At 68.9% G+C, this 25,822-nt stretch carries 22 protein-coding genes and 6 pseudogenes; 14 read left to right on the top strand and 14 right to left on the bottom strand.

The features are described 5' to 3' along the window. Positions 1-228 precede the first annotated feature (228 nt). Entirely contained in the window at positions 229-1,023 is a 795-nt protein-coding gene (locus tag ACF1DX_RS36885; RefSeq protein WP_391795521.1) for an SURF1 family protein, read from the top strand. A 374-nt stretch (positions 1,024-1,397) separates the two neighbouring features. Here the strand turns inward: ACF1DX_RS36885 and ACF1DX_RS36890 are convergent, their stop codons facing one another. Further along, positions 1,398-1,772, bottom strand: coding sequence for a hypothetical protein (locus ACF1DX_RS36890; protein ID WP_391795522.1), 375 nt, complete (start codon positions 1,770-1,772; stop codon positions 1,398-1,400). Between the two features lie 217 nt (positions 1,773-1,989). Here ACF1DX_RS36890 and ACF1DX_RS36895 point away from each other — a divergent pair, with 217 nt between their 5' ends. Next, positions 1,990-3,228 carry an NlpC/P60 family protein gene (locus tag ACF1DX_RS36895; RefSeq protein WP_391795523.1) on the top strand — a complete coding sequence of 413 codons (1,239 nt, stop codon included), beginning with the start codon at positions 1,990-1,992 and terminating at the stop codon, positions 3,226-3,228. A gap of 318 nt (positions 3,229-3,546) precedes the next feature. On the opposite strand, the gene ACF1DX_RS36900 is transcribed toward ACF1DX_RS36895, so the two are convergent. Both ACF1DX_RS36900 and ACF1DX_RS36905 read right to left on the bottom strand, forming a co-directional pair. Beyond that, positions 3,547-4,032, bottom strand: a complete 486-nt coding sequence (locus tag ACF1DX_RS36900) for an ATP-binding protein (protein ID WP_391795524.1) — start codon at positions 4,030-4,032, stop codon at positions 3,547-3,549. A gap of 210 nt (positions 4,033-4,242) precedes the next feature. Continuing rightward, positions 4,243-5,044, bottom strand: a pseudogene (locus tag ACF1DX_RS36905) (DDE-type integrase/transposase/recombinase); the annotation flags it as partial. On the opposite strand from ACF1DX_RS36905, the pseudogene ACF1DX_RS36910 reads away from it, so the two are divergent. Next, positions 4,944-6,273, top strand: a pseudogene (locus ACF1DX_RS36910) (transposase); the annotation flags it as partial. The pseudogenes ACF1DX_RS36905 and ACF1DX_RS36910 overlap by 101 nt on opposite strands. 71 nt (positions 6,274-6,344) lie before the next feature. On the opposite strand, the gene ACF1DX_RS36915 reads toward ACF1DX_RS36910, so the two are convergent. Both ACF1DX_RS36915 and ACF1DX_RS36920 read right to left on the bottom strand, forming a co-directional pair. Then, complete coding sequence (locus ACF1DX_RS36915; protein WP_391795525.1) at positions 6,345-6,980, bottom strand: LysE family translocator; 636 nt, start codon at positions 6,978-6,980, stop codon at positions 6,345-6,347. A gap of 97 nt (positions 6,981-7,077) precedes the next feature. Beyond that, positions 7,078-7,548, bottom strand: a complete 471-nt coding sequence (locus ACF1DX_RS36920) for an aminoacyl-tRNA deacylase (RefSeq protein WP_391795526.1) — start codon at positions 7,546-7,548, stop codon at positions 7,078-7,080. A 125-nt stretch (positions 7,549-7,673) separates the two neighbouring features. Between ACF1DX_RS36920 and ACF1DX_RS36925 the strand changes: the two genes are divergently transcribed. The 3 genes from ACF1DX_RS36925 to ACF1DX_RS36935 all read left to right on the top strand — a co-directional run bounded on the left by ACF1DX_RS36925 (position 7,674) and on the right by ACF1DX_RS36935 (position 9,641). Next, entirely contained in the window at positions 7,674-8,774 is a 1,101-nt protein-coding gene (locus ACF1DX_RS36925; protein ID WP_391795527.1) for a DUF5937 family protein, read from the top strand. Positions 8,775-8,957: 183 nt separating this feature from the next. Then, positions 8,958-9,083 (top strand): hypothetical protein, encoded by a 126-nt coding sequence (locus tag ACF1DX_RS36930; protein WP_391795528.1) that lies wholly within the window; start codon positions 8,958-8,960, stop codon positions 9,081-9,083. A 141-nt stretch (positions 9,084-9,224) separates the two neighbouring features. Then, positions 9,225-9,641 (top strand): resolvase, encoded by a 417-nt coding sequence (locus ACF1DX_RS36935; protein WP_391795529.1) that lies wholly within the window; start codon positions 9,225-9,227, stop codon positions 9,639-9,641. 50 nt (positions 9,642-9,691) lie between these two features. Here ACF1DX_RS36935 and ACF1DX_RS36940 read toward each other — a convergent pair whose 3' ends face one another. Then, on the bottom strand, positions 9,692-10,429 hold the full coding sequence (locus ACF1DX_RS36940) for an aspartate/glutamate racemase family protein (protein WP_391795530.1): 738 nt from the start codon (positions 10,427-10,429) through the stop codon (positions 9,692-9,694). A 1,041-nt stretch (positions 10,430-11,470) separates the two neighbouring features. Here ACF1DX_RS36940 and ACF1DX_RS36945 point away from each other — a divergent pair. Further along, entirely contained in the window at positions 11,471-12,253 is a 783-nt protein-coding gene (locus tag ACF1DX_RS36945; protein ID WP_391795531.1) for an SDR family NAD(P)-dependent oxidoreductase, read from the top strand. Positions 12,254-12,766: 513 nt separating this feature from the next. Here the strand turns inward: ACF1DX_RS36945 and ACF1DX_RS36950 are convergent. Beyond that, positions 12,767-12,973: pseudogene (locus ACF1DX_RS36950) on the bottom strand (3-oxoacyl-ACP reductase); the annotation flags it as partial. Between the two features lie 233 nt (positions 12,974-13,206). On the opposite strand from ACF1DX_RS36950, the gene ACF1DX_RS36955 reads away from it, so the two are divergent. Then, positions 13,207-13,476: an SDR family NAD(P)-dependent oxidoreductase gene (locus ACF1DX_RS36955; protein WP_391795532.1), complete on the top strand. Its 270-nt coding sequence runs from the start codon at positions 13,207-13,209 to the stop codon at positions 13,474-13,476. A 194-nt stretch (positions 13,477-13,670) separates the two neighbouring features. On the opposite strand, the gene ACF1DX_RS36960 is transcribed toward ACF1DX_RS36955, so the two are convergent. Then, positions 13,671-14,102 (bottom strand): winged helix-turn-helix transcriptional regulator, encoded by a 432-nt coding sequence (locus ACF1DX_RS36960; protein ID WP_391795533.1) that lies wholly within the window; start codon positions 14,100-14,102, stop codon positions 13,671-13,673. Positions 14,103-14,232: 130 nt separating this feature from the next. On the opposite strand from ACF1DX_RS36960, the gene ACF1DX_RS36965 reads away from it, so the two are divergent. Further along, a complete protein-coding gene (locus ACF1DX_RS36965) occupies positions 14,233-15,105 on the top strand; it encodes an aldo/keto reductase family oxidoreductase (RefSeq protein WP_391795534.1) in 873 nt (290 codons plus the stop codon). Here the strand turns inward: ACF1DX_RS36965 and ACF1DX_RS36970 are convergent. Then, positions 15,064-16,007, bottom strand: a protein-coding gene (locus tag ACF1DX_RS36970) for an IS5 family transposase (protein WP_391795581.1) whose coding sequence is annotated in 2 segments (ribosomal slippage) — positions 15,064-15,641 and positions 15,641-16,007 — 945 coding nt in all. Because the reading frame shifts where the segments join, the coding sequence is not laid out codon by codon here. The two genes, ACF1DX_RS36965 and ACF1DX_RS36970, sit on opposite strands and share 42 nt — an antisense overlap. 620 nt (positions 16,008-16,627) lie before the next feature. Here ACF1DX_RS36970 and ACF1DX_RS36975 point away from each other — a divergent pair. Beyond that, complete coding sequence (locus ACF1DX_RS36975; protein WP_391795535.1) at positions 16,628-16,999, top strand: hypothetical protein; 372 nt, start codon at positions 16,628-16,630, stop codon at positions 16,997-16,999. 165 nt (positions 17,000-17,164) lie between these two features. Here the strand turns inward: ACF1DX_RS36975 and ACF1DX_RS36980 are convergent, their stop codons facing one another. The 3 genes and pseudogenes from ACF1DX_RS36980 to ACF1DX_RS36990 form a co-directional block, all read right to left on the bottom strand. Continuing rightward, a complete protein-coding gene (locus ACF1DX_RS36980) occupies positions 17,165-17,305 on the bottom strand; it encodes an RICIN domain-containing protein (RefSeq protein WP_391795536.1) in 141 nt (46 codons plus the stop codon). 71 nt (positions 17,306-17,376) lie between these two features. Then, positions 17,377-17,664 (bottom strand): annotated as a pseudogene (locus ACF1DX_RS36985) (transposase family protein); the annotation flags it as partial. A 399-nt stretch (positions 17,665-18,063) separates the two neighbouring features. Next, a complete protein-coding gene (locus tag ACF1DX_RS36990) occupies positions 18,064-19,233 on the bottom strand; it encodes an acyl-CoA dehydrogenase family protein (RefSeq protein WP_391795537.1) in 1,170 nt (389 codons plus the stop codon). A gap of 28 nt (positions 19,234-19,261) precedes the next feature. On the opposite strand from ACF1DX_RS36990, the pseudogene ACF1DX_RS36995 reads away from it, so the two are divergent. Further along, positions 19,262-19,459: pseudogene (locus tag ACF1DX_RS36995) on the top strand (DUF5133 domain-containing protein); the annotation flags it as partial. A 53-nt stretch (positions 19,460-19,512) separates the two neighbouring features. Here ACF1DX_RS36995 and ACF1DX_RS37000 read toward each other — a convergent pair. Next, complete coding sequence (locus ACF1DX_RS37000; RefSeq protein ID WP_391795538.1) at positions 19,513-20,403, bottom strand: hypothetical protein; 891 nt, start codon at positions 20,401-20,403, stop codon at positions 19,513-19,515. Next, positions 20,400-21,519: pseudogene (locus ACF1DX_RS37005) on the bottom strand (IS701 family transposase). The gene ACF1DX_RS37000 and the pseudogene ACF1DX_RS37005 overlap by 4 nt, the downstream one beginning before the upstream one ends. Positions 21,520-21,686: 167 nt before the next feature. Between ACF1DX_RS37005 and ACF1DX_RS37010 the strand changes: the two are divergent. The 3 genes from ACF1DX_RS37010 to ACF1DX_RS37020 all read left to right on the top strand — a co-directional run bounded on the left by ACF1DX_RS37010 (position 21,687) and on the right by ACF1DX_RS37020 (position 25,641). Next, a complete protein-coding gene (locus tag ACF1DX_RS37010) occupies positions 21,687-22,118 on the top strand; it encodes a type II toxin-antitoxin system PemK/MazF family toxin (RefSeq protein ID WP_391795539.1) in 432 nt (143 codons plus the stop codon). A gap of 963 nt (positions 22,119-23,081) precedes the next feature. After that, complete coding sequence (locus tag ACF1DX_RS37015; protein ID WP_391795582.1) at positions 23,082-24,614, top strand: molybdopterin-dependent oxidoreductase; 1,533 nt, start codon at positions 23,082-23,084, stop codon at positions 24,612-24,614. Positions 24,615-25,281: 667 nt separating this feature from the next. Beyond that, on the top strand, positions 25,282-25,641 hold the full coding sequence (locus tag ACF1DX_RS37020; protein WP_391795540.1) for a hypothetical protein: 360 nt from the start codon (positions 25,282-25,284) through the stop codon (positions 25,639-25,641). The last annotated feature ends 181 nt before the right edge of the window (positions 25,642-25,822 follow it).

A 25,822-nucleotide genomic window follows, 5' to 3' on the forward strand; every position in this document is an offset into this window, starting at 1 on the left:
GCGCGGGGGGGGGCCGCGCCCCCGGGGGGGGGGGGGGGGGGCCCCCCCCCGGGGCCCGGTAGGAGGCGGACCTGCCCTGTTCGGCGCGCTCGGCTTGGCTCTTGGCCACCAGGCCCTCCGAGGGTGCCACGTGCGGCTTTCGTGGTCACCCCGCGTTCGGAGTACTCGCCGGCCGTTGCCCACCCCGCGGGCCGGGGCGGGCCGGCAGCCCCGTACCGTGGGGGGTGTGTGTACCGGTTTCTGCTGACGCCCCGATGGTGGGGGATCAACCTCTTCGTAGTGCTGTCGATCCCTTTCTGCGTCTTCTTGGGGTCCTGGCAGCTGGGCCGGTTCGAGGACCGCGTGCAGGGCCATCGCACGGCGACCGAGCAGGTCTCCGACGCCGCGCGCGAGGCGCCGCGGCCGCTGGCGGAGATGCTGCCGGTGACCAAGGCGACGTTCGGCAAGCAGGTCACCGCGACCGGGCGCTACGGAAAGCAGTTGCTGGTGCCGGGCCGGGAGCTGGACGGCAGGCAGGGCTTCTACGTGCTCACGCTGTTGCGCACCGACTCGGGCGAGGCGCTGCCGGTGGTGCGCGGGTGGCTGCCCGGGGCCGCCGACGCGTCCGAGGCGCCCGCCGCGCCGCGGGGCGAGGTCACGGTGACCGGGGCGCTGCAGGCGTCGGAGACGCCGGGCGACAACGGGGTCAGCGCGCAGGGCGGGTTGCCGTCCGGGCAGACCGGGGCGATCAGCGCGGCGTCGCTGGTGAACCTGGTCCCCTACGAGGTTTCCGATGCGTGGGTGACGCTGACGCGGAGCGACTCGGGGATGAAGGCCGTGCCGGCCGCGGCGCCACCGGACACCGGGCTGGATCTGAAGGCGTTCCAGAATCTCGGTTACACCGCCGAGTGGTTCGCCTTCGTGGGGTTCGTGATCTTCATGTGGTTCCGGTTGCTGCGGCGCGAGGTCGAGCTCGCGTGCGACATGGAGCTGGGGATGATGCCGGAGGAGGAACCGGTAGGCGAGGAGACCGCTGCCAAGTAGCGCCGACAACCGGCGACACAGCGGCACCCTGACCGGTGACACCAGGCCGACGTGACTGCACGCCCTGTCACCTGTGGCCTGACGTAAGTACCGCAACTGCGCCGCGCTGTCGACTGCATCCACACGTCCGGACCGAGCTGCCTTCGTGAGGCGGCGTCGCCGGCTTCGAGTGCCGCGAGAACAAGGCGTGCCCGGTTCGTCTCACCAACGACGGACCCGCCGCCTCACCGGCAGGAACCTCGAGCCGGCCAGGCGTGCCACAGCGAGCACGGCGGCCAGTGCCACGAACAAGCCGAGTACGACTTTGCGCATTTCGCCTCCTGTTTGCAGGAATGGTGCTGAGTCGCGGAAACGCTGAGTTCGTTGCATGCCCTTCAGTCGCAGTGCGGCCTCAGGTGGAACGAGTCGATGGGCGCCAGGTCGCGGTATTCGCCGTGTCCGGCCGGGATCGACGACGTGCAGTCGTTCGCGTGGTGACTGAGGCACAGCTCCACCACCGCGCCGTCGTACTGGTTGTTCAGTACCCAGTGGTTGCCCACCTGGTTGCTGAGGTTGTGGGCGCCGTAGGTCCGGTAGACGTGGCTCGGCGACACGGCCGGGTTCTGGTTCTGGGGGCAGATGCAGACCGCGCCGTACGGGCAGCCTGCCCAGGTGTCAGCGGACTTGGCCTGTGCGGTGCCCGTAGCGACGATGATCGCGGTCATGCCGGCGAAGGCCAGCGCGGCGGCGCACCTCAGCTTGGTGCGCATGGATGGTGTTTTCTCCGCTGCGAGATGGGGTGATGACCGGGGACCTTACGGAGCGGGCGGGCGCGGCAGGTCCTGACAGGTGTCAGGGCCCCTTCGGCGGCGCGAGTGCGTACGTTCGTGGGAGACCATCGAGGCCAGGGGGAGTGCCGTGGACAGAGTGCGCAGATCGTGGAGATCGGGTGGCGCGGGGCGGGGTGAGCGGCGTTGGGGGCGCCGGGTGCGGCTGTTGCTGGCCGCACTGGTGACGGTGGTGAGTCTCGGCCTGCCGGTCGCCTCGGCCGCTCCCGCGACCGCCGCGACGGGATGCGCGCCGTTGCAGTCAGGTGCGAGCCAGGCGGCGCAGGCGGCCGTCCAGGTCGCGTGCCGTTACGTCGGGCAGCAGTACGCCTGGGGTGGTGGTCACGCGCAGGGGATGCCCGGTCCCAGCCAGGGAATATACGAGCCCCTCTACCCGGAGACCGCCGCGGACCCGGCGTACTGGAGCTTCGACTGCATCGGCCTGGTGCGCTGGGCCTGGTACAAGGCGACCGGCCGGGACATCATCACGGAGCGCACGACGCAGGCTACCTTCGCGGCGCCTGGGTACGCGCACACCAAGCTGCTGAAGGCGCAGGGGTCGGCCGTGCTGTTGCCCGGCGACATCATGTACTTCGGCCGTGACGGCTTCGGGCCGACGCACGTCGCGCTCTACCTCGGCAACGGAATGATGGTCGAGGCGCCGGAATCCGGCGCGAAGATTCAGGTCAACACCATCAGCGCCCGCTGGGACCGCTACCAGGGCGCGTTCCGTCCGCATGCCGACGCCGTGCCGATGGTCTGGACCTGGGACGGCCGCGGTTCGTACCACAAGACTTGGGGTCAGCCCAATCTGCGGCAGGACTCCCACACCGGCAGCGCGATCAACTTCACCAACGGCAACGGCATCTCCGTACAGGTGCGGGTGCTGTGCCAGCGGGTCGGCGAGCGGGCCACGGTCGACGGCATGGTGAACAACGTCTGGTCCTACCTGCCGGACTACCACAGCTGGATCAGCAATCTCTTCGTCCAAGGGCCGGCGCTGCTCAAGGACGTACCGTCCTGCGGTGACTTCCCGCCGATCGGCGGGACCCTGGCCGGTGCGGAGAACAACACGTCCTGCGGCGACGGTACTCAGCCCGACTCCGCGGGTGCCTGGACGGCCAAGTCGACCACTGTCTTCGGCCGTACCGTGGAACTCCGTTACAACAGCACCACCCAGTGCGCGTGGGGCCGCATCATCGGAGGCACGGTCGGCGACGAGATCTGGGTGGACCGCAGTGCCGACGGAGGGAACACCTGGGACTCGATGCTGGGCTACACCACCGTCACCTCGGGCAATGACGCGCACACCACCCAATGGAACGACGCCGGCCTCGTGATGCGCGCCTGCGGAACGAACGGCCGCGGCGGCAGCATCGAGTGCACGGGCTGGTTCTGACCTACGGCGCCTGCTGCCCTTGTCAGTGGGGCAACTCGACACGAGGTGGAATGAAGCGATGAGGGCAGCCTCCCACGACATTCCCGGTCCTGCGGAGAGCGTGCCACGGGTGCCGGCATCGGGCATCCCGAACCGGCTCCGCAGCGGCCAAGTCCTCGTCGCACTCTCTGCCTGGGGCCTGCTGACGCCAGAGCGCTGGTCGGTCCGTCGCCGACGGGTCTGACGGTCCGTCCAGCGCCTCTTCCGAGCGAGTGACGGAACGTCCCCATGGCACAACCGTCCCGCGGAAGGACATGCTCGGGTCCCGCGGTCGGCATCTCACGCTGCGGGATCGGACATCGGCGACCGGAGGGTCAAGCGGGCCAGGGCGCGCCATCCCCCAGCCGTCTTGTCGATGGACAGGTCCTGCGCGAGGGCGGCGACGATGGCCAGGCCGCGGCCGTGTTCGTCGGGATCACTGAAGCTGGTGGATCGCGCGGCCGGGCCGTGGTCGGCGACCGTGATCTCGAGAGCTGATCCGGTTCGAGCTACGGCAAGGGTCATCTCGCCGTGCCCGTGTTCCACCGCGTTGGTGAGGAGCTCGCTTATGACCAATTCGGCTGCCTGCGTCTCCTGCGGGCCGAGCATCCAGCCGGAGAAAATCATCGACGCGCGCTTCCTCAGACACCCGACCGACTTCGGCCGAGCCGGCGCACACAAGGTGATGCGCTGCGTGCTTCGCTCCGGGCAGGTGGGGTGGAGACCTTTTCGAAGCGAACCGGGCGCTGCCACGGGCTTGGCGCCGAGGCTTGTCACGGTGGACATGGCGGCCACCTCCGTTCGTCTTTCGTGTCGTCCTCAGCGGGCGGTCGACCGTGCCGTACCCAGGACCGAGGAATTCGGTATGAGCGAGGCTAAAAGCGGGCAAGACGTCAGTCAAACGTTTGATGTAAAAACCTCTCACCGCTCGCTCACCAGGAGTGGCCGGCGCCGGGCAAACCAAGTCCGTGGGCCCGATCCGTCGACGCGCACGTCCTAGGTGTGCTGACCGGACAGGTGGGTGACGCGGCCGGCTGGGGTGTGGCCGCTGATTCCGGTGTGGGGTCGGTGGCAGTTCCCACCGGTCCGGCCGGCCGGGAAACGCTGTCTGGCAGGGTGCGGTGGAAGCGTTCGACCTCGCCGTTGGTCTGTGGCCGCCAGGGCCGGGTCCAGCACGGGCTGATGCCCAGCCGGCGGCAGGTGTCCCGCCGGGTGTTCTTGGTGCGGGCCCACGCGTCGTCGGTCAGCACGCGTTCGACGGTGATGCCCTGGCCGGCGAACCAGACGGTGGCCCGGCGCAGGAAGGCGCGCAGGCGGCGGCCTTCTCGTAGGGCAGGTCTTCGGTGCGGGCCAAGCGCGAGTGGTCGTCCGGCGCGGTGTGCAGGTAGGCGTATCCGGCGCCGTTGCGGCGGTCCTTGTTCGGGCTGCCGGCCGCGCGGCCCAGTACCTTGTGGCCGCCGCCGTCGGGGATGCGGCCGAGTTTCTTGACGTCGATGTGGACCGGTTCGCCGGGCCGGGCGCGTTCGAATCGGCGGACGGGTTCGCCGGTGGCACGGTCGCAGGCGGCGAGCGCGGGCAGGTGGTGCCGGACGAGGATGCGGTGGGCGGTGGAGGCGGCGATGCCGCGGCGGGCGGCCGGCCGCACCGGTCCAATGCGATGCTCACGCCGCAGGCGCACGACCCGTTGCCCAAGATGGCTGCGCCAGCGGGTCGAGAGGATGCTCCCGAAGATCGACCTGCCGGACCTGCTGTTCGAGGTGAACGCCTGGACCGGGTTCCTGGACGCCTTTGCCCACCTCGGCGACGGCACGACCCGGATGAAGGACCTGCCCACCTCGGTGGTCGCGCTGCTGGTGTCCGAGGCGTGCAACATCGGCCTGGCCCCGGTGGTCAACCCCGGCCACGAGGCACTGACCCGCGCCCGGCTCGTGCACGTCGACCCCGTACTACCTGCGCGCCGACACCATCGCCGCGGCGAACGCAGCTCTCATCGCCGCCCAGGCCGGCATCCCGATCGTGCGCTCCTGGGGCGACGGGCTGCTCGCCTCCGTGGGCGGGCTGCGCTTCCAGGTGCCGGTGCGCACCGTCAACGCCGCCCCGTCGCCGAAGTACTTCGGGTTCAAGCGCGGCATCACCTGGCTCAACGCCGTCAACGACCAGGCCGCGGGCATCGGACAGATGGTCGTCCCCGGCACCCCGCGCGACTCCCTGCACCTCCTGGACGCCCTGCTGAACCTCGACGGCGGGGTGAAGCCGGAGATGGTGGCGACCGACAACGCCTCGTACTCCGACATGGCGTTCGGCCTGTTCAAGATCCTCGGCTACAACTTCAGCCCCCGGTTCCGCGACCTGGACGACCAGCGGTTCTGGGGGGCCACGATGCCCGGCGTCGCCACCGGCAGCTACGGGGCGGTGGAGGACCTGGCCCGCAGCCGGGTGAACCTGAACAAGGTGATCACGCACTGGCCGGACATGCTGAAGGTCGCCGGCTCCCTGGTCACCAGCCAGGTCCGCGCCTACGACCTGCTGCGCGTGTTCGGCCGCGACGGCCGCCCGACCCCGCTCGGGGCGGCGGTCGCGGAGTACGGGCGGATCGCCAAGACCGAGCACCTGCTGCGCGTGGCCGACCCGATGGACGACACCTACCGGCGGCAGATGAACCGGCAGCTCACCGTGCAGGAGTCCCGCCACAAGCCGGCGAGGGTCGTGTGCCACGGCAAGCGCGGCACCATCCACCAGGCGTACCGCGACGGGATGGAGGACCAGCTCGGCGCGCTCGGCCTGGTCCTCAACGCCATCGTGCCGTGGACCACGAAGTACATCGACGCCGCCGTCGGCCGGCTCCGCGCCGAAGGCCACGAGATCCAGGACGAGGATGTCGCCCGCCTGACCCCGCTCAAGCACCGCAACCTCAACCTGCTCGGCCGCTACAGCTTCACCGCCTCGACCCCGGCCGCCGGCGCCCTGCGCCCGCTGCGCGACCCGGACGCGCCGGAGCCGGACGAAGACGACGGCACTGGAGACTGACAGGCAGGCGGCTGCGGGCGGAGCCGGGGCGCTCGCACCGCCGGACGCGCGGGGTGGACGTTGCAGCGGGGTCAGTGGCGGGTGGTGGCGACGGCGAGCCCGAGGCCGATCAGTGCGATGCCGCCCGCACCGCCGATCATCGACAGGCGCCGGTCGGAGCCGGCGAACCAGGTTCGGGCCGCCGAGGCACCCAGGCCCCAGACGGTGTCGCAGACCAGGCCGATCCCGGCCGGGACCAGGCCAAGGACCATCATCTGCAACGGGACGTTCCCCGCGTCGTGGTTCACGAACTGTGGCAGGACCGCGGCGAAGAAGACCAGGCCCTTGGGGTTCGTGGCGCCCACCAGCAGGCCGTCCAGGACGGTGCGCAGATCACCGCGCCGTTCGCCCTCCCCGGTCGTCAGATCGGCGCGCAGCCGGCCACGGTGGCGGTACGCCTGGACGCCGAGGTAGACGAGGTACACGGCGCCGGCCAGCTTCACGGCGGTGAACACGGTGGTCGAGCTCTGGACCAGGGCGCCGACGCCGAGTGCGACGGCGAGGACGAGGGCGTAGCAGCCCAGGAGGTTGCCCAGGACGGTGGCGAGCGCGGTGCGGCGGCCGTGCGCGAGGGCGCGGCCGACGACGAACAGGACGCTCGGGCCGGGGATCGCGACCACGACGAGGGACAGCGCGGCGAACGCGAGAAGGCTTTCCGTCTTCACCATGAGCTGGGACTTCCTGATCTGTGCCGCGCAGCCGGCGAAGGGCGGTGCGGTGGTGTGAACGGTGACGAGGGGTGGGCCCGGCGCGCAGGTGGGACGGCTACCGAGAGAGGGCGCCCACCTGGGCGCGGGGGAGGCGGGCCAGGTCGGCGGAGTTGATCTGGAGGGTGCGGTCGGCCGATCCGGCACCGCAGTAGACGGGCCGGCCTGGGTTGGCGACCGCGGCATCGATCAGGCACGGCACCCCGGGCCGGTGGCTGACCGGAGGCACGCCACCGGGCACCAGGCCCTCCGCGGCGAGCAGGCCGGCGTCCGCCGCGCGCAGCCGGGAACGACCAGTGCCCGAAAGAGCCGCCAGACGGGCGAAGTCCACCCGATCCTCCGCCCGCAGCACCACGAGCAACAGCGGGAAGTCCGACGTAGCGAAGGCGAGCGTCTTCACCGCCTGCGACCAGGGGAAAGGCAGGGCTTGGCGCTCGGCGACACTGTGCGCGGCGGCATGCTGGTGGACGGTGTACGGGCAGCCGCCGGAGTCCAGTACGGTCTGCCAGGGCGCTTCGGGCGTACTCATGGAGTCACCTGCGGCCTTTGCTCGAAACGGAGGGGAGTCGACCCGCGGCCGGACGGCGCGCGATCCGCTCCTGAGCCTGACCGGGACAACCGGTTCCGATCAACTGATTGTGAAATCCTGCAATCGTGATCACCCTGCGCTTCGCCGAAACGGCCGAGGAGGACATAGCCTTCTCCGTCTCCCCCCTGCTCGAAGCCGTCCACTCCTGGCACGTCCTCACCGACCCCGGCCACCACGCCCTGCACGTCCCCTGGGTCAGGCGGTGCCGCCGCCTGCCCGCCGCCCTGCGCCGGCGTATGCGCGGCCACGGCTTCGTCGTGGCCGACTACATCCCCGCCCTCTTCGAAAGCCGCACCGGTGATCACGACGCCGACTTCGCGGACCAGCTCGCGGCCGTACGGGGCCTGCCGCCCGCTCTGCTGGCCGCCGAACTCGCCCGAACGCTCGTCGACACCACCCGCCACACCGGCGACGACCTCGTCGACGACCGCGCCACCCGCGACGCGGTACTCACCGAGTACCGCAACAGCGACCCAAGCCGGGCGGCACGCCTGGAGGGCATCCTCACCGACCCCCTCCCCGTCCTCGACGACGCGCTCACCGTGCTGGAGGACTACTGGGACGCCGCCTTCGCCCAGGAGTGGGAGCGCATCGAGCCCTCCTTGTACGAGTCGATCACCCGCTCAGGCGCCCGGATCGCCCACCACGGCCTGTTCCCGATGCTCCGCACCCTCGCTCCCCGGATCCGCGTGGACCCCGGCCGCCGGACCCTGCGCCTCGACCGTCCGCACGACCACGACATCTCCGTCACACGCGACCACCCCGTGACGTTCACCGCCAGCCACTACGTCTGGCCCCACGTCCGCGTCACCTGCGACGCCCCCTGGCCCCTGCGGATCACCTACCCCGCTCTGCCCCTCGCGCCCGCCCCGACCGCCCGCCCCGCCAGTCAGGAAGACACTCTCACCGCGCTCCGGGCTCTGGCCGCCGCCCCACGCCTGCGGATCGTCACCCACCTCGCCGCCCAGAGCCGCACCACGCAAGAACTCGCCTCTCTCCTCGGCCTGTCCCCCTCCGTCACCTCCCGCCACCTCCATCAGCTCACCCAGGCAGGACTCACCACCACCCAGCGCGAGGGCTACTACGTTCTCTACGCCCTCGCCCCTGCCCGCCTCGACCAGATCGCCACCGCCCTCATCACCCTCGCCTCCAGGCCCGAGGACTGAGCGAACGCTGCTGCAAGCCCCCGCGGGCATCGCCGGAAATAGGCCCTGTGCCGGCAAACGATCGAATGACGACAGACGCGGCTGACGTCCAATGAACCCAGTGATTCCGGGACCTGACGGCGGCTCCGATCCAATGGGATCCGATGACGGCTGACGACAGGGTCAGATGACACCCGAGGTCCGATGCGGCACATCCTCGACGTCCTCGAAGTCCTGCACCGCGACCGGCTCGCCCTGCGCATCCACGACGGCGCGTTCTCCGCCATGCACCTCACCGCCCGCGCACCGGCGAGCTGCTGTCCACCGTGAAGTTCACGGTGCAGACCCTCGCCGCCGCCGGCGAACTCCAACGCGACCTCCACCGCGAGCTGACGTACGACGGGCTGCGCGCCGCTGAGGCCAAGGGCGCGAAGGGCGGGCGCCGTCCCGCCGTCGCGGCCACGAAGGCCGGTGACGTGCGCACCGCGTACCTGGAAGGCCGCTCCATCGCCGCCCTCGCTCGCCGACCACGGCGTCAGCCGCGGCGCGATCCGGACCGCCGTCGCCGACCTCCTGCCCGACCACACCGCCAGTCAGGAGGGCGGGCCCGCCCCGGAGCTGCCGGTCACGCTCGACATGCCGGGCAAGGTCGCCGACTTCCTCCGCACTGCCGAGTTGGAGCCCGCCGAGCGGGTCGCGCTCGACCAGGGGATGACCGTACGGCGCGGCCAGGGCCGCACCCTGCGCGTCAGCGCCGTCCCCGCCGTGCACCGCAAGCTCCTCGCCCACTGCCGGCCGCTCGACGGCGCCCAGGGCGTACCCGCGGTCCCGGCCCAGCGCAAGGCCCGCCGCGAGTACGAGAACCGGGTCGGCGCACTCACACCGTGACCATGATCAATCTCAGCACCAACCGCTGTACCGATGTTCCCCGAGGCCGTCTATCGGCGCTGCGGCCCACTGTGGTCCTTCGCCACCGGCAGCGGACACGCTGCCAGAGCGTCGGCCACGGCCGCCTCGGCGTGCAGTCGCGCCGTGGGAAAGACCGGGACGGGGCTGTCCTGCGCGCCGATGAGAAGCTCGATTTCGGTACAGCCGAGAATGACGCCTTCCGCACCCTGGGCCACCAGGTCCTTGATCACCTCTTGATAGGCGGCGCGCGAGTCGTCTCGCACGACCCCGAGGCAGAGCTCCTCGTAGATCACTCGATGCACAAGCGCCCGTCCGTCTTCGTCCGGGACCCGGACGTCAAGACCAGCCTGCTCGAGTCGGCCTCGGTAGAAGTCCTGCTCCATCGTGAACGCCGTACCCAGCAGGCCGACCCGGCGCAGCCCCGAAGCCCGCACGGCGTCCGCGGTGGCGTCCGCGAGGTGCAGCAACGGAACGGAGACCGCTGCCCCGACCATGTCGGCGACCTTGTGCATGGTGTTGGTGCAGATGAGCAACAGATCGGCACCGGCCGCTTCCAGAGACCGGGCGGCCTCGGCCAGGATCGCACCGGCTTCCGCCCAGCGCCCCTGGACCTGCAGCTGCTCGATCTCCGCGAAGTCCACCGAGTAGATGACGCATCGAGCCGAGTGGAGGCCGCCGAGCCGGTCGCGCGTGCACTCGTTCAAGATCCGGTAGTACTCCGCCGTCGACTCCCAGCTCATTCCACCGATCAGCCCGATCGTCTTCATGGCCCCACTCCTCGCGTCGATCCTCGGTGACACGTCGCTTCTCAGCCGCGTTCCCTAAGCGTATCTAAGGGGGAAAATATGCTTCATAAGCACACCTTTGACCTATTCAACTCCTCGGCGGTCACCTCAGCATCGACCCTCTGCCCCGGTATGCCAAGATAGACGTGATGGAGAACGTTCGGTATTGACTTGGGGGGCGTACGCAGTCATGCTGTGTGGAGTGGGCCGTGAGCTTCCTCAGCCGTCAGCCCTTCACCTCCGCCGGCGGAACCGGGCGTGCGGCCAAGACCCCCGTCCCCACCCCACGGGCCTGGTGCAGCGTCTACTCCCCTTCGCTGACCAGGCCTGTGGTCCGCAGGGGGCGATACGCCCCAACAGGGCGAACGTGCGGGGAACACGGTCCACGCCGCGCCTGCCGTCGAGCGTGCCGACTGCTGACATGATGTCGTCCCGGAGTGGCGAGGGTCGAGATCTCCCTCTGCGTCTGTGTGCCGGTCGCGGAGCGGTGCGACGCGGTCGGGCTGGCACCGATCTCCGCCCCGCGTGCGCCCGTCCGCCCTAATTGCCCACCGGCCGGGCGAATTCGGGCTATCTCAGCCACCATCACGAGAAGATCGACAGTCATGCCGCGTACGCGACCACAAGAAGTGACGCATCCGCCGTCATCGCTGCACCGAGCGGACACTGACCCGACCCGCAGGTCCTTCGCGATCGCCGAGCTCGCCTCACCACGGGCGAACCGCTCGGCCACCATGAGCCGTAACTCCTCGCGTGATCACTGCCGTTCGGCGGTCAGCCCCTCCTTTGTGGATACCGCACGCCCCGGTGATACCGCACGGACGACGAGCCGTCAGCCCCAACGACTTCACGAGCTCAACCTCAGTAGTGCGGTTGATGCTGTGACCACTTGGCTCCGCCGGATTGAACTGTGCGGCGGCTGGACGGCGGACGGGAACCCCGTGCTCGGGGCCGACTCCCTCCGCCTTTTACCCCTTCAGCGGCCGGGCCTTGATTGCATTCATTTGAAAAAGGAAATGAAACATGGGATTCAATCGGTTTACGGACCGCGTCGCCCTGGTGATCGGGGGCAGCTCCGGTATGGGGGCCGCCATCGCCCTACGACTTGCCGAGGAAGGTGCGGCGGTAGTAGTCGTCGGACGGGACGCGGAGAAGCTGGACCGGACGGTTGCTCAGGCGCCCGAGGGCAGCACGATCGTTTCGCGGGTGGTGGACGTCCGAGACGAGGCCGCGGTCGTCGAACTGGTCGACGGAACGGCCGAAGAGTTCCAGCGTCTGGACGTCCTCGTGAACTGCGCGGGCGTTAGCGATATCGGCCTGCTCGCCGAACTGGACACCCAGACCTGGCAGGACATCCTCGCCGTCAACGCGAGCTCGATCCTCTACACGGCCAGGGCTGCGATTCCGCACCTGAAGCGGACCCAGGGCAACATCGTGAACATCGGCTCATCGAACGCACTGCACAAAAATTACGGCCAGCCCGCTTACAGTGCCGCCAAAAGTGCCGCAGAGAGCCTGACCGCCAGCATCGCGATCGAATACGGCGCGCAGGGCATCCGTGCCAACACCGTGCACCCGGGCGTGATCTACCCGACCGGCATGACCGGATTCATGGGTGACGTACCCGGTGCCGTGGATGCCTACTCGTCGCACATTCCCATGCGCCGCATGGGAACACCCGAGGAGTTCGCCGCCGTTGTGGCCTTTCTGGCAAGCTCTGAGGCCAGCTACGTCAACGGCGCATCCATCATGGTCGATGGCGGACTGAACCAGGTGATCCACCTTCCACCCACGGTAGCCACCTGAACCGGTGCGCCGAAAGCACGCACGACGGACTCTGACTCCGCTGACCAGTGCTGAGGGCGGACCGGGACCTGTTATCGACCGTGCTGGTCGCAGCCACTCGTCTACGGTTGCGACCAGCACGGTCGCTTGGGAGAACGAGGCTGGCGATGGCGCGGTGAGTGCCGGGCGGCCGGTTGCGGCGGTGGGTCCGGCGCGGTTGTTGCTTCCCGCGTTTGTGGTCGGCGAGGGCGGCGTTTTCGACGGTGATGCGGTCGGAGGAGCGCCCGTGGCGGTCGCGTTGCCACTGCTGGACTCTGCCGGGCAGTGCGACGAGATCCCTACCCCGCACCGGCGTGACCGGGAAAGAGCGAATCCGCGTCCCGCTCTGGCGCTCAAGGGGCCGTCGGCATCAGCCCCGCGCGGTAAACAGCCCGGCTCGACCTGCGTCGTACGGGAGCTGGTCATGGAGTCTTCAGCGCCACCGTCTACCACCCAGTTGGAGCCGACCGCACTCGGCATTGTCGGAGACGCCAGCAGCAGCACCGCGCGAGCGATCTCGGCCGGGTCGATCAGTGCACCGGTCACCATCTCGGCTTGCTGAGGCAGCATCGCCGACAGCTGGTCCTGCTCCAGCCCCATGTGCGCGGCCAGTTCGGCACCGACGCCGTCCTCGCTCGTCCACGCGGAGGTTCGCGTGCCGGCCGGGGTGACGACATTGACCCGAACCCCCGATTCCGCCACTGTCTCGGCCAGGCCGCGGGAGAAGGCGTTGAGCGCGGCATCGCAGATCTCGCCGAAGCGGCGAAATAGGCCGCCAGGTCATCGACCGGGGGGCGGAGTGGACGTGCTCGTGAACAACGCGGGCGCGGGCAGCGCCCCGGGGCCGGCCCTGGACCGGCCGGACGAATCCTGGCACGCGGACCTGGAGCTGAACCTCCTCAGCGCGGTGCGTCTGGCGGATCCTGGTGCCGGGCATGGTCGAGCGGGGCTCCGGTGTCGTGGTGCACGTCTCCTCGATCGCGAGCCGCCCGGCGCCGGGCGGGCAAGTGTCCTGCTCCGCCGCCAAGGCGGCGCTCAACGTCTACAGCCGCGAATTGGCCACCGAGGTGGGTGCGCACGGAGTGCGTGTGGTGTGTGTCCTGCCGGGGTTCGTGGCCACGGAGGGCGCCACGACTCAGCACCAGAGACTCTCCGACCTACTGGCGTTCGTGTCGCGGGTGACCGCCCACACCACCCTGTGGTGACCGCGTAGCACCGGCCGCGGGGCTGGACCGAGGCCGGCGTCCGGCCTAGGCCGTTTTGTTTGGATCACCCCCTCGTTCTTCCGGTCTTGGGCGCGGTCGTGGCGCGCGATCGGCACATGCGGGCTCGACTCGGGCCGCGTCCGCTGCACCACACTCATGGTCAGGTCGGTAGCAGAGACGAGAACGCTGCCATGCTAGGAAGCTCGTGCGTCGTGGTTCTCGCGATGGGCGAGGACTTGTTCCATGTGGGTCTGGGCCCACTGCCTGAGCCCGCGTGTCAGGTGATGGAGTGAGAGGCCGAGGTCGGTCAGCTCGTAGGTGACGGTGACAGGGACCGTGGGTTTCACGGTGCGGACGAGCAAGCCGTCGCGTTCGAGAGCCCGTAGGGTCTGAGTCAACATCTTCTGGCTGACGCCAGCCAGTAGCCGGGCCAGCTCGGAGTAACGCATCGCCTTCGGGGCGTGCGATGCGCCGGACTGTTCGGGTGTGTCACCGCCCAGTGCACACAGGATCAGGACGACCCACTTGTCCGAGATCCGGTCGAGGAGCTGACGGCTGGGGCACACCGCCAGGAACGCGTTGTACTCCGCCTTGGCCTGCGCCTTCTTGTCGGCCTTCGTCGTCACTGATCTCGCCTCTCACCTTCTGGGCTGTTACGCACTTCAGAGTGCCTACTTCCCGGCAGGAAGTTCCTCTCCAACACTGGTGCAAGGGAGCTGGAGACACCACCCCTGGCATGAAGTGAAAGGCACCACGATGAACACACCCTCCGCACCTCTTCCCGGCGGAACCTGGACTCTGGGTGACTCGTCCGTCACCCGGTTCGGCTACGGCACGATGCAGCTCGCCGGCCCGTGGGTCATGGGGCCGCCCGCCGATCACGACGGTGCTTTGGCCGTGCTGCGCGAGGCGGTCAGCCTCGGGATCACCCACATCGACACCAGCGACGCCTACGGACCACGCTTCACGAATGAGCTGATCCGTGAAGCGCTGCATCCTTACCCAGAGCCGCTGTTCATCGCCACCAAGGTGGGTGCGACGCGCGACGCGCAGGGCGGCTGGCCCACGGCCCGGCGTCCCGAGGACCTGCGCAAGCAGGTCCATGAGAATCTCGGATCCCTCGGCGTCGATACCCTCGACCTGGTCAACATGCGCATGGGCGACGCTCAGGGCCCCCAGCCCGGCTCGATCGCCGAAGCATTCGAGACGCTCGTGGACCTCCAGCAAGAGGGACTGATCCGCCACCTCGGCGTCAGCAATGTCACCGGGGAGCAGGTCGCTGAGGCCCGCAGCATTGCCCCGATCGTGTGCGTGCAGAACATGTACAACCTCGCCCACCGCCACGACGACGACCTCGTAGATCACCTCGCCGCCGATGGCATCGCCTACGTGCCGTTCTTCCCCCTGGGAGGCTTCACGCCGCTACAGTCCGAGGCCCTCTCACAGGTCGCGAACCGACTGGAGGCGACGCCTATGTCGGTCGCGCTAGCATGGCTGATGCAGCGCTCGCCGAACATCCTGCTCATCCCCGGTACTTCCTCCACCGCTCACCTGCGCGAGAACATCGCAGGCGCCGGCCTCTCCCTCTCAGACGAGGATGTGGCCGAACTGGACAGCATAGGCCACTGAACACCACGCAGGTCGTCGGCCGAGCCCGGGCTGTCGGGCGGACCGAAGGAAGATGCCCGCGATGTGAAGTCCGGCGAGGTAGACGGTGGCGGTCTTCTCGTAGCGGGTGGCAATGCCGCGCCACTGCTTCAAGCGATCGATGCACCGCTCGACGGTGTTGCGTTGCTTGTATGCCTCGCGGTCGAAGGTGGGCGGTCTGCCACCGGCCGGTCCGCGCCGCCGCCTGTTGGCCTGCTGGTCGGCCCGCTCCGGGATCACCGCGCGGATGCCGCGTCTGCGCAGGTGGTCGCGGATCTCGCGGGAGGAGTACGCCTTGTCGGCCAGGACCACCTCCGGCCTGGTGCGGGGCCGTCCCAAGGGACGGGGAACACGCAGGCGGGCCATGACGTCGGTGAAGGCGGGTGCGTCACCGGCCTGTCCTGCGGTGAGGCGGAAGGCCGGCGGTCGGCAGCGGTCGTCGGCAGCGAGGTGGATCTTCGTGGTCAGTCCGCCGCGGGACCGGCCGATGGCGTGGTCGTCCGGTTCGCCGGCCGGGGCCCCTTTTTGCGGGCCCCGGCCGCGTGCTGGTGAGCGCGCACGATGGTGGAGTCCACGGACACGGCCCAGCCGACGTCTTCGTCCGCGTCGGCCTGGGCCACCAGGGCGGTGAACACCCGCTCCCAGGTGCCGTCGACGGCCCACATCCGCAGCCGGTTGTAGACGCCTCGCCAGTTGCCGTACTTCTCCGGCAGGTGCACCCGCTGCGTTCCGGTCTGGAAGTTGAAGGCGATCGCGTCGATCACCTCACGATGGTCCCGCCAGCGGCCACCCCGCTTCGGCGTCCGGTCCGGGAGCAACGGCTCGATCCGCGCCCACTGCGCATCAGTCAACGGCGCACCCGGACCAACGACCGACTGATCCAGACGAAACGGCCTAGGCACGCCGTGGGCGGCTCGTACGCCTCTCTGAAACGATCACTCGGGATTCGCAAGCCGTACACGTGGGGTGTCTTCGGCGATCATGGTCACAAGCGTGTTGACCGGCTGCTCAGCGGAGACGCTGCCCCGCTTCGGGTTCGCGAGCCGGCCGGAACTCTGCGGCTGACCCCTCGTACGTGCCTCCCCGGACAGGGGCGCCGCCCGAGTCCAGGTCACGCGGGCGGGCACGGTTGCCACCGAGTTCGTCCCGCCGGAGGATGCCCGTAGCCTGGAGCAGTCCTGCCTCCTGAGCGTCCGATGGCGGCTGCGGTGGCGGGCCGCAGTGCCGCGGCCGGGGAGGTCAGGCAGCGGGCACGGTGCGCCCGTGTTCTGATGAGCTGCGGAGAGGGCTGCCGATGGTGAGGATACGACCAGCGCTTCTTGCTCCTCTGGTCATCGTTCCCGCAGCGGCCATGGCCCTTCTCCTCGCGGATGGCCGGGCCTTCGAATCGGACCCGCCGTCGCTGCCTGACGACCCGTGCCCCGCCTCTCCCGCATCCGGGGGAGGAAGATACCCCACGGACTTCACCGATCAGGCACGTTCCTACGCGGGCCGGGGACCGCATGTGATCGCGACGGACGACTCCCTCGTGGACGGTCATCTGCCGTCCCATTGGAAGGCTGGACCTCGCACAGATCGCCTCACCTCGGCGCCGGTGTTGTGCGCATACGAGCAGGACACCGGTGAGACGGTGGACAACTGCCGGTATGTCGGCGGTGTTCCGGTGATGCTGACGACGTCGCGCGCCACGTATCTGCTGTATGAGGCGAAGACCTCCGAACCGGTCACCCGATTCACGGTCGACGGGGACTCCGGCTGCCCGCCGGAAATCCGTTACTACGAAGGCGAGAAGCCCCCCGTCACCATCGCCCAGGACATCGATTACGCCGAAGTGAACGCCAAGCTCCGCCCCTACGTCGAAGGTCGGGCGCGTTGAGGGACAGTGCACGCCCCGGGCGTCGCGTCCCTGCCGCACGGCGGCCCCGCTTCCGTGGAACTGCGGTCGGGAGCGGGGCCGCCGGTCCTGGTCGTCCTGCGTGGGGAGGACGCGACAGGTTGCTACGCGGGGATGTTCCACTTCCGGGTGTTCAGGCCAGTGCAGTCAGATCTGCAGCTTGGTGCCGTTGGCGGTGCCGCCGGAGGTGATGTCCAGGCAGCGGCCGGACTGCGGGTTGCGCAACGAGCCGTCGGACCGATGCCGCCACTGCTGGCCGTCGGCACCGTTGCACCCCCACAGCTGCACCGGCCGCCGCGTTGTTTCGGATCAGTCTGTGGAATCCACTCGGTGAACGACCGGCGCGGGCAGCCGGGCTCACGGCACCACCAGCGGCTCTTGTGCCAGCGGAACTCCAGCCCGTTCTCGCCGTATGGCAGATCGCGGGGCCGAGTCGTCGCGGATCCCTTCACCCGCGTGGCGAACACCCCACACTCGGGGCAGGCCCGCGCCTGCTCATCAGCAGTAATCAGGTGCACCCGGCGGGTGCCGTCCTCCGGCCGCTCCACCCGCGCGACGGCCAGGCCGTCCAGGTCGATCAGCAACGTCGTATCGTTGTGCAAGCCCGTGGTTTCTGAATGATCGTTCTGCGTCGCACAAATGATCATTCGTGGACACGGGCATCCTGCTCCCAGGACCCGCCCCGCTACCTCCGGGCCCGCATGCAGTGTGACAGTCAGTCAGTCCACTCGGAACGACACGCCGCTCAAGTCCGAAGACCCACCATGCCCGGTCCCGCGTGGCCGAAGCGGCCTGAGAGCAGCTGAGTACGAGGCGTTCAGCCCGGTGGCATCGGCAAGATCCGCCGGCAACCGTGCCCCGGCATGGCCGACCGCCCCCGAACCGTCAGCGGGAGACGGTGAGCTCGAGGCGAGAGCCGGTACCCTGCACGCGGGCAGTGCCTTCCGCCCGGACTCCTCGACGAGGTTCATCGTCCCATCCAGAAGGCCAGCCGGCCTCACCCCAATCGAAACGACGAGGTCAGACCGTTGCGCGCCGTCGTAGGCTCAGCCCACCTGCACCGGTCCGCCCGCCCCGGTCACCAGCAGGCCGTAGTTCTCGGTAGTGAGGTAGCTCGACAACTGGGCATGCCGGGCACCGACGTTGAGGTCCCGCCAGAAGCGTTGCAGCGGGTTGTCGAGGGCGAATGCACTGGAGCCGTGCAAGTCCAGCAGCAGGTCGACGGCGCGCAGGAACTGCTGCAGGATGGAGACCACCTCCATCCGCAGGCTCGATCGCTGCACGACGGTGACGTCGTCGCCGGGCAACTGCTCCGCGATGCGGCCTGCCAGGCTGATCAGCCGGTCGTAACCACTGGTCACCATGTGCTCGGCCTCGGCGAACACGTGTCGGGCCGACGCTGATTCGGCGAGACTGTTGTACTGCGTCATGGGCGGCTTGCGCGTTTTTACGACGGCTTCCACCACGTCCAGCGCACCGAGCGCCGCTCCGGCCAGAGTCGCTGCGACCGAGACCGTCTGGGAGACGATCTCCAGTGGCCTGCCCTGGGTGAAATCGGGCCCGCCATCGGGACCGAGGGGGAACTCGTAGTGGCGCTCCGCAGGAACGAAAACGCCGTCGGCGACAACAGCGTGACTGCCCGTGCCCTGCAACCCGGCCACTCGCCAGGTCCGCTCAACAGCCAGCTCGGACATCGGCACGAGCGCACCCCCCACATGAGGCACACCGTCGTCTCCCACGGACACCACCGCCAGGAACGCCCAGTCGGCATCCTCGGCTCCCGAAGCGTAGGCCCATCGTCCGGTGACCTTGACCCCGTCGGGAACCGCGACGGCCTGGCCGGGTGTCGAGCCGCCGCACCACCGCACATCGGGACGGGAGTAGACCTCGGCAAGGACCTTCTCGGGGAACCCCCCGGAGAAATGGGCCTTCGTTCCCGTCGAGATCGACACCACCCACGCCGAGGACGGACAAGCGCGCCCCAACTCGGACAGCACCCGCACCAGGGTGACCAGATCCACGTCCGCACCGCCGAACTCGACCGGAGTGCCCAGCGCGAACAAGCCGGCCTCACGCAACGCCTCGAGGCTCTCCGGGGCAAGGCGTCCCTGCTGGTCGGTGGCGTCCGCGTGCGCGGCCAGCACCGGCACTGCCGCACGTGCCTTCGCGACCAACGCTTCGGTCGCCTCCTGGGTGCTTCCAGCCGTCTCTGTCATGCGATGTCCTTTAGCCTAGAAAGGTTTCCGTTTCGCGCAGGCCCGGACGGAACACGACCTGCTGCCCACGGTCCACACCAGCAGGGCTCTGGAGGACGTCACGTACACACTGTGCGTGATGACCGGCGCCCGCACCGTTGAGCAAGCGCTCCTTGCGGCGGACGCACTGCTCGAACGGTACGGCGACCGTACGGGCACGTCCCGGGAGGACGAGACGCTGGCTGCTTGGCGGCCCAGGCCCTCACGCATACCCCTCCCTGTAGAGGAGGCTCCGGGTGGTCATACAAGGTCGCGCTGGTTGAGGTGGTCCGCCGCTCTCTGGGCGAACTCCTCGATCGCCCCCTTCAATGCTACGTGCTCGTCCGGCGAGCGGTTCGGGTTCGGCAGCCGATGGTTTGTGGGATCGTCCGGACTTGTCGCGTCCGGGTCCCGAAGGTGAGTTCTCCCCGCCTCGTTGAGGAAATCCCGGAGCGTGACTGCATGCAGCTCCACTGCCTGCGAGGCTCTCACCACATCGCTGCCGGCGGCCTCCAGCAGTACGCGCTGGGCAGCTTCCGTGATGCTGTGCGGTTCACCGACGGCAGAGACCTGCCGCTGGTACCGACGGGTCACTTCGTCGTGAAGGTCAACATACGCGCGGCCCTCGTCGCAGAGCCGCTCGACGTGGTCACGTACGGCCCGGTCCCAGTGCTGGGCGGCCTCCGCCGCGGGCGAAGCCTGCCGTGTCCACGCTTGGGAGACGGCCAGAAACTGCGCGAACACCTCACGCTGTGCGGTCCGCCGCGCGGTGTCGAGTGGGCCCAGATAGGTTGAGCGGGCGGTCTCCACCGCCGCGCTGACTGCCAGCCGCCCCTGGTACCTCGCGGCCATCACAGCGGCTGAACCGCCAACCAGAGCGCCGACCAACCCGCTGGCTCCGCCGATCAGCGCCGTTATGACTTCACCATTCATGCGCACGATCCTGCCCGGACACTGAGGTCGGCACTCGATAGGCGTCCGGCCGGGGCGACGGGATGATTCGAGCGTCGACACGATCTGGCCACCCTGAGCAGCTTCCCGTGTGACGAACGCCGGGACAGGAAGACGCCGGCTCGTTGCCGAGCCGTTGGCAGCCGGGAAGAGGCCCGCGGCCGCGCGCCTGATGTTCCAGCCGTAGATCGTGATCTTCATGCCTGAGTGGCTTGTCGACGGTAGTGGCTGGCCTGGGATCGGGCCTGGTGGCGGCGCCGCCAGTCGGACCAACCGAGCCGGTGGGCGGCATCGTGGACGGGTCGGACAACGAGTGTGATGAACAGGCGCCGGATCTGCGGGACCAGGAGGCACAGCGGCGGACCTGGTGCTCGTCGAGTGCGGCCAGGCCCTTGCCCGACTGGAAGAACTCCTCCACCCGCCATCTTGATCCAACGACTCTGACCAGCACGGTCAGCGGCACGGGTGCGGGCGAGCGGCAGCGGTGGTAGGCGAGTTCGCCGGTGCCGCGGTTACGGCGGATCAGCAGCTGACGACTCCCGGGCCGGGGGTCGGCGAGGTCGATGACTGCCCAGTCGTAGAAACGGTGGCCTTTGGCCCCGGCCCCTGCGGAGAGCTTCTGCCAGGCCCGCTGGACACCTTCTCGGCCAGGGTGTGCGCACGGAACCTCCGCGCGTCGGTGGTGACTTCGTGCGAGCGGGCCACCGCGAGGACGTAGCCGGTGCCGCGTTCCTCCAGTGCGGTTCGCGGCTTGGGGTTGCCGCCGTGGACCTCGTCGCCGGCACCCCATGCGGCCTGGTGGCGGCGTCCAGGAACCGGGCAACCATACGAGTGGCAGGTTCCGGCTTGGTGGCGAAGGGGTGTCCTTGGTCGAGTCCGGCATCCCGGCAGCGGTCAGGGTCGGAGGTCCATGACGCGGGACGTACAGTTCCCGGTCCACTGCCGCGTGCCCGCGTCGGCCCGGCGTGGACCAGGTAGACGGCGACCTGGGCATTCTCGATCCTGCCCGCGGTACTGGCGATGGACGCCGACCGTGCCGGTGCCCTTCTTCACGTCCCCGGTCTCGTCGACCACCAGTACCGCGTGGTCGTCGTGCAGGTGGTCCAGCACGTAGTCACACACATCGTCGCGGACCCGGCCGACGTCCCACTTGGCCCGGCCGAGCAGGTGCTGCATGCCGTCCGGGGTCCTCTCCCCGGTCCATTCGGCGATGGTCCAGCAGCTCTTGCGCGGCAGGTCCGACAGCAGTCCGAGCACCGACTTCCGGGCCCGGGACGGGGGTTCGACCCATGTGAACCGTCCCGCTATCCGGCTCATCAGGCCCTCGAACGCCTCCTGCCAGCGGGCGAGGTCTACGCTGTGACCTGCGGCCACCGCGTGATCGTTTGTCTTCACACTCCGGTGATCAATGGGGGCCGCACCCGTCTCCACAGCGCGTCGGGGCCGCGCGGCGTCCGCCCGCCGTTCCTATGTCAGGAGGACATGTGCAACGTGGCGAAGTCTGGTGGGTGGAGTTCGACGAGCGGCGGCCGGTCGTGCTGCTGTCGGAAGACGACGCGTCCGGGATCCGGGTGATGCAGGTCGTCGCTCGGGCGGGTGTCGACATCACCGGTCTGGGCGTCGAAGTGGCAGTAGGCGCCGTGGAAGGACTGCCCTTTGAAGGCGTGCTTCGATTCGCGCTCCCGCGTCCGGGCGTTACCCCTTGCACGTGGCTGACCACCGTGTCCCGGGACGACCTGATCGAGCGGGCGGGCGCCCTGTCCCCCGCGAAACTCGACGAGATCGAGAACGCCCTCCGTCTCGGTGGACTCGGGCAGGCGGAGAAGGAACGGACGCCCGCGACGGCGTGGTCGGTCTCGTCACCGCGGGGTGTCGTCGGACGCGACGCTTGGACTGCTGCGAGATCAGAGCGCTGACCTCGGGCAGATGGGAGAGGCGCGCTGTCGTGGGTGCCGTGCGCAGGAGGCCGGCCCGTATGGCCGCACTGGACAGCCGGACGGTGGTGGGCGTCGGGGCTGAGGTCTCGAGCCGCACGGACGTTGGACGGCCGCATCCGCCGGACATCGTCGTGTCATAGAGGACGCGTGCCAGGAAGGAACGGGTGCGGCTGTTCCGGGGGTTGGACAGGACTTCGTCCGGGGTGCCGTGTTCGACGATCAGTCCCTCCGGCATGAGTACGACCTCGTCGGCTGCGGCACACCGGGTGTCGTGTCACCCCGCGGCACGAGGTAGGCGATCGAGCCCTCGCGATGTGCAAGCCCGATAGGCAGAACGTTCTTTCTTGACAGACGGCGAGTGGCACCGTGATGCTAGGAACAAGATAGAACGTTCAGTCTGAACGCGAAGCCCCGTGGATCTCCATGTCCGCCTTCATCGAGGGCGACCGAGATGTCGACCCGCGGGGCCGCCGTTGCCTCCTCGTCGCGGTCCGAAAGGATCATCGTGAGTACCGTTGACTCGACTGCCGCCGAATCACCTGCGGCAGTCGGCGAACCGCACGACGTACGGGTGACCCAGAGCCAGGTTCCGCGTCGGATCGTCCGGCGCGCCGGACGATCCGCGGTTTGCGGGCGAGCATCGCCATCAGTGCTGTTACCGCTGCCGGGCTGCCCATCGCCTCTCGGCTGGACCTTCTTCCTCCGTCCGGCGCTGCGTGCGGGCCGCGTCCGTCGGGCGGATCGACATGGGCACCACGTCGTACGACGTCGTTGTCTCCGCATCAGGCAGCTCGGTCTTTCGGGCAGAGCCACAACGTTTTGGGAGAGCGCATGAGCGAGCAGCAGGCCGACGGCCGGGGGAGGGCCGAAGACGGGCCGACGCCGAGTCCGGGGGGAGGGGACGCGCGGCAGGAGCCGGGTTCCACCACGGCCAAGACACGCATGCCCGCTCGCGGCTGGCGGATCGCGCAAGGGGCGCTGGTGGGTCTGGTGGCTGGTGGCGCGGGACTGGCAGTGGGTGAGCTGGTCGCGGTAGTCACGGGGGAGGCGTCTGCGCCGGTGACGGCGGTAGGCACCTGGGCGATCAGCATCACGCCGACGTGGCTCGAGCAGTTCGCGATTCGCAATTTCGGTAGCAACGACAAGGCCGTGCTGCTGACCGGCGTCTATACGACGGTGGCGCTGGGGGCTGCCGCCAACGGTGTTCTTGCCCGCATACGGTTGAACGTTGCGAGCATCCTGGTCGCGCTGTTCGGCGTGGTCGGGGCGATCGCTGCAGTGACGCGGCCGGCCGCGCACACGAGTTGGCTGCTTCCCTCGCTCCTCGCCGGAATCGCCGCGGCATTGGTCCTGCGTTGGTTGACCCTCCTGTCGCCGAAGGAACCGGAGCCTTCCGCCCAGTCGAGCGACAGGCGCCGCTTCGTGCTCGGCACGCTGGGTACGACGGCAGGTGCGCTGGTTGCCGGATTCGGCGGCAACGCCTGGATCAAGAAGCGCTACAACGTTGCGGAGGCACGCGCGAAGGTCGTGCTGCCGACTCCGGCGAACGCACTGCCCAAACCGCCCGCCGCAGTTCACCCCAAGGTGGCCGGGCTGGGCCCGTTCATCACTCCGACCTCCGAGTTCTACCGGGTGGATACGGCGCTCACGGTCCCCCGGGTGGATCCGAGGGACTGGAAGCTGAAGATTCACGGCATGGTGGAGCGCCCGTTTGAGATCACGTTCGAGGAGCTGCTCTCCTACAGGTTCGAGGAACACGACATGACCTTGACCTGCGTGTCGAACCCGGTGGGGGGACCGTACGTCGGCAACGCGCGCTGGCTCGGCACGCCGTTGGCGCCTCTGCTGCGCCGCGCCGGCGTCCGCCGTGGAGCGGACATGATCCTGTCCAAAGCGACCGACGGGATGACCATCGGCTCGCCTGTCGAAGCCGTGCTCGACGGCCGACAGGCAATGCTTGCGATCGCTATGAACGGCGAGGCGCTGCCGGAGAAACACGGCTTCCCGTGCCGGATGCTGATCCCCGGTCTGTACGGATACGTGTCGGCCACGAAATGGCTGACCGATCTGAACATCACCACGTTCGCCTCCTCGGACGCGTACTGGACGCCGCGGGGTTACTCGCCGCAGGCCCCGGTCAAGACCGCGTCCCGGATCGACGTGCCGAAGTCCGGGGCGACGGTGCCGGCCGGGACCGTGGTGCTCGCCGGCACGGCCTGGGCTACTCACCGGGGCCTCGCTGCGGTGGAAGTGCAGATCGGCGACGGGGCATGGCGGGAGGCGACGCTGGCGTCGTCGGACACCCCGGATACCTGGCGGCAGTGGTCGTATGAGTGGGCGAACGCCACTAAAGGGACGCACAAGATCAGGGTGCGCGCAACCGACGGCACCGGTGCCGTGCAGACCTCCGACGTCCAGGACGTGGTGCCGAACGGCGCAACCGGCTATCACGCCATCACTGTTCACGTCTCCTGAGCGGTCGCTGCGCGCTTCAGCACTTGTCCTCGCCGGCCGAAGTACGGGGTGGCCTGTATGAGGTGAACCGTCAGGCACGGTGTCAGAGCTGCTCGTGATGTCGACGGAGGTGCGGTCGCGGGCTCAGGAAGCCACCCGCACCTTGTGGCAACGCTCCGGCGGGCGCGGCCGGTGGAGGACATGCTGCCGCAGCGGACCTGCCGGTCGAGCAGTCCCGGGCGAGCCGCACCCCATACGCTGCTCAATGCCCGGCCTCCTTGCCACCGTCTCGGCGCCGGCCCGGTGCGGGCGAAGACCCGTCGTTCGATGGGTGCCCGCAGCAGCCGCAGCAGTCTGCCGCGCCTGCGAGACAGAATGTTCGGTCTTGACGAATCCGGCGAAAGTGCCTTAGATTCACCTTTTGAATGAACGCTCCGTACACAGCTTGCGAGTTATTCCGTATCGCACATAAATAGGGATGGTCATGCTCCGTACGATTCCACTGCGAAAGCTCGGCCTCGGCCTCTCCATTGCCGCCTTGGCTACGTTCGCGGCAGCATGCAGTGACTCTTCCGATGACTCGTCGTCGGCCACCAGCTCGAAGTCGGCCTCGGCGACGCCGAATGCGGCAGAATCGGGTTCGACGGCGGCCTCTGCGGCGCCCAGCTCGGATGCCCCTGGTTCGACGATGGTCCTGAAGACCGCGAAGGGCAGCGCAGGCATTTGGCTGACCGACTCGGCCGGGCGCACGCTGTACCTGAACACCGAGGACACGAAGAAGGCGTCCGACTGCTACGACAAGTGTGCCAAGGAGTGGCCGCCGCTCACGACGACCAAGCCCGTGACCGTGACCGGCAAGTACACCGTGCCGAGCAGTGTGGGCACCATCACGCGGACCGACGGCACCCAGCAGGTCACCTATGGAGGCCACCCGCTGTACTACTACAAGGGCGACACCGCTCCGAACCAGATCAAGGGTCAAGGCATCGACAACAAGTGGTTCCTCATCGGCCCGATCGCCAACATCATGAACGGCAGCAAGCCGTAACAACGACCAGTCGACTGTGTCCGTGGCTCTGGTGCAGCATTCGGCCCATCGAAGAGGCGAAGCGTGATCGCTCCGCAGGGCGGCCCGAAGACACGTGTGCCAGTGGAACTCTGGCGCTCCTCCGGTCGGGACATCAGCCGGGTGGGCATGAGTCCCAGCGCCCCTTGCACGGGCCCAACCG

The organism is Streptomyces sp. NPDC014676 (assembly GCF_043084105.1).
Taxonomy (GTDB): domain Bacteria; phylum Actinomycetota; class Actinomycetes; order Streptomycetales; family Streptomycetaceae; genus Streptomyces.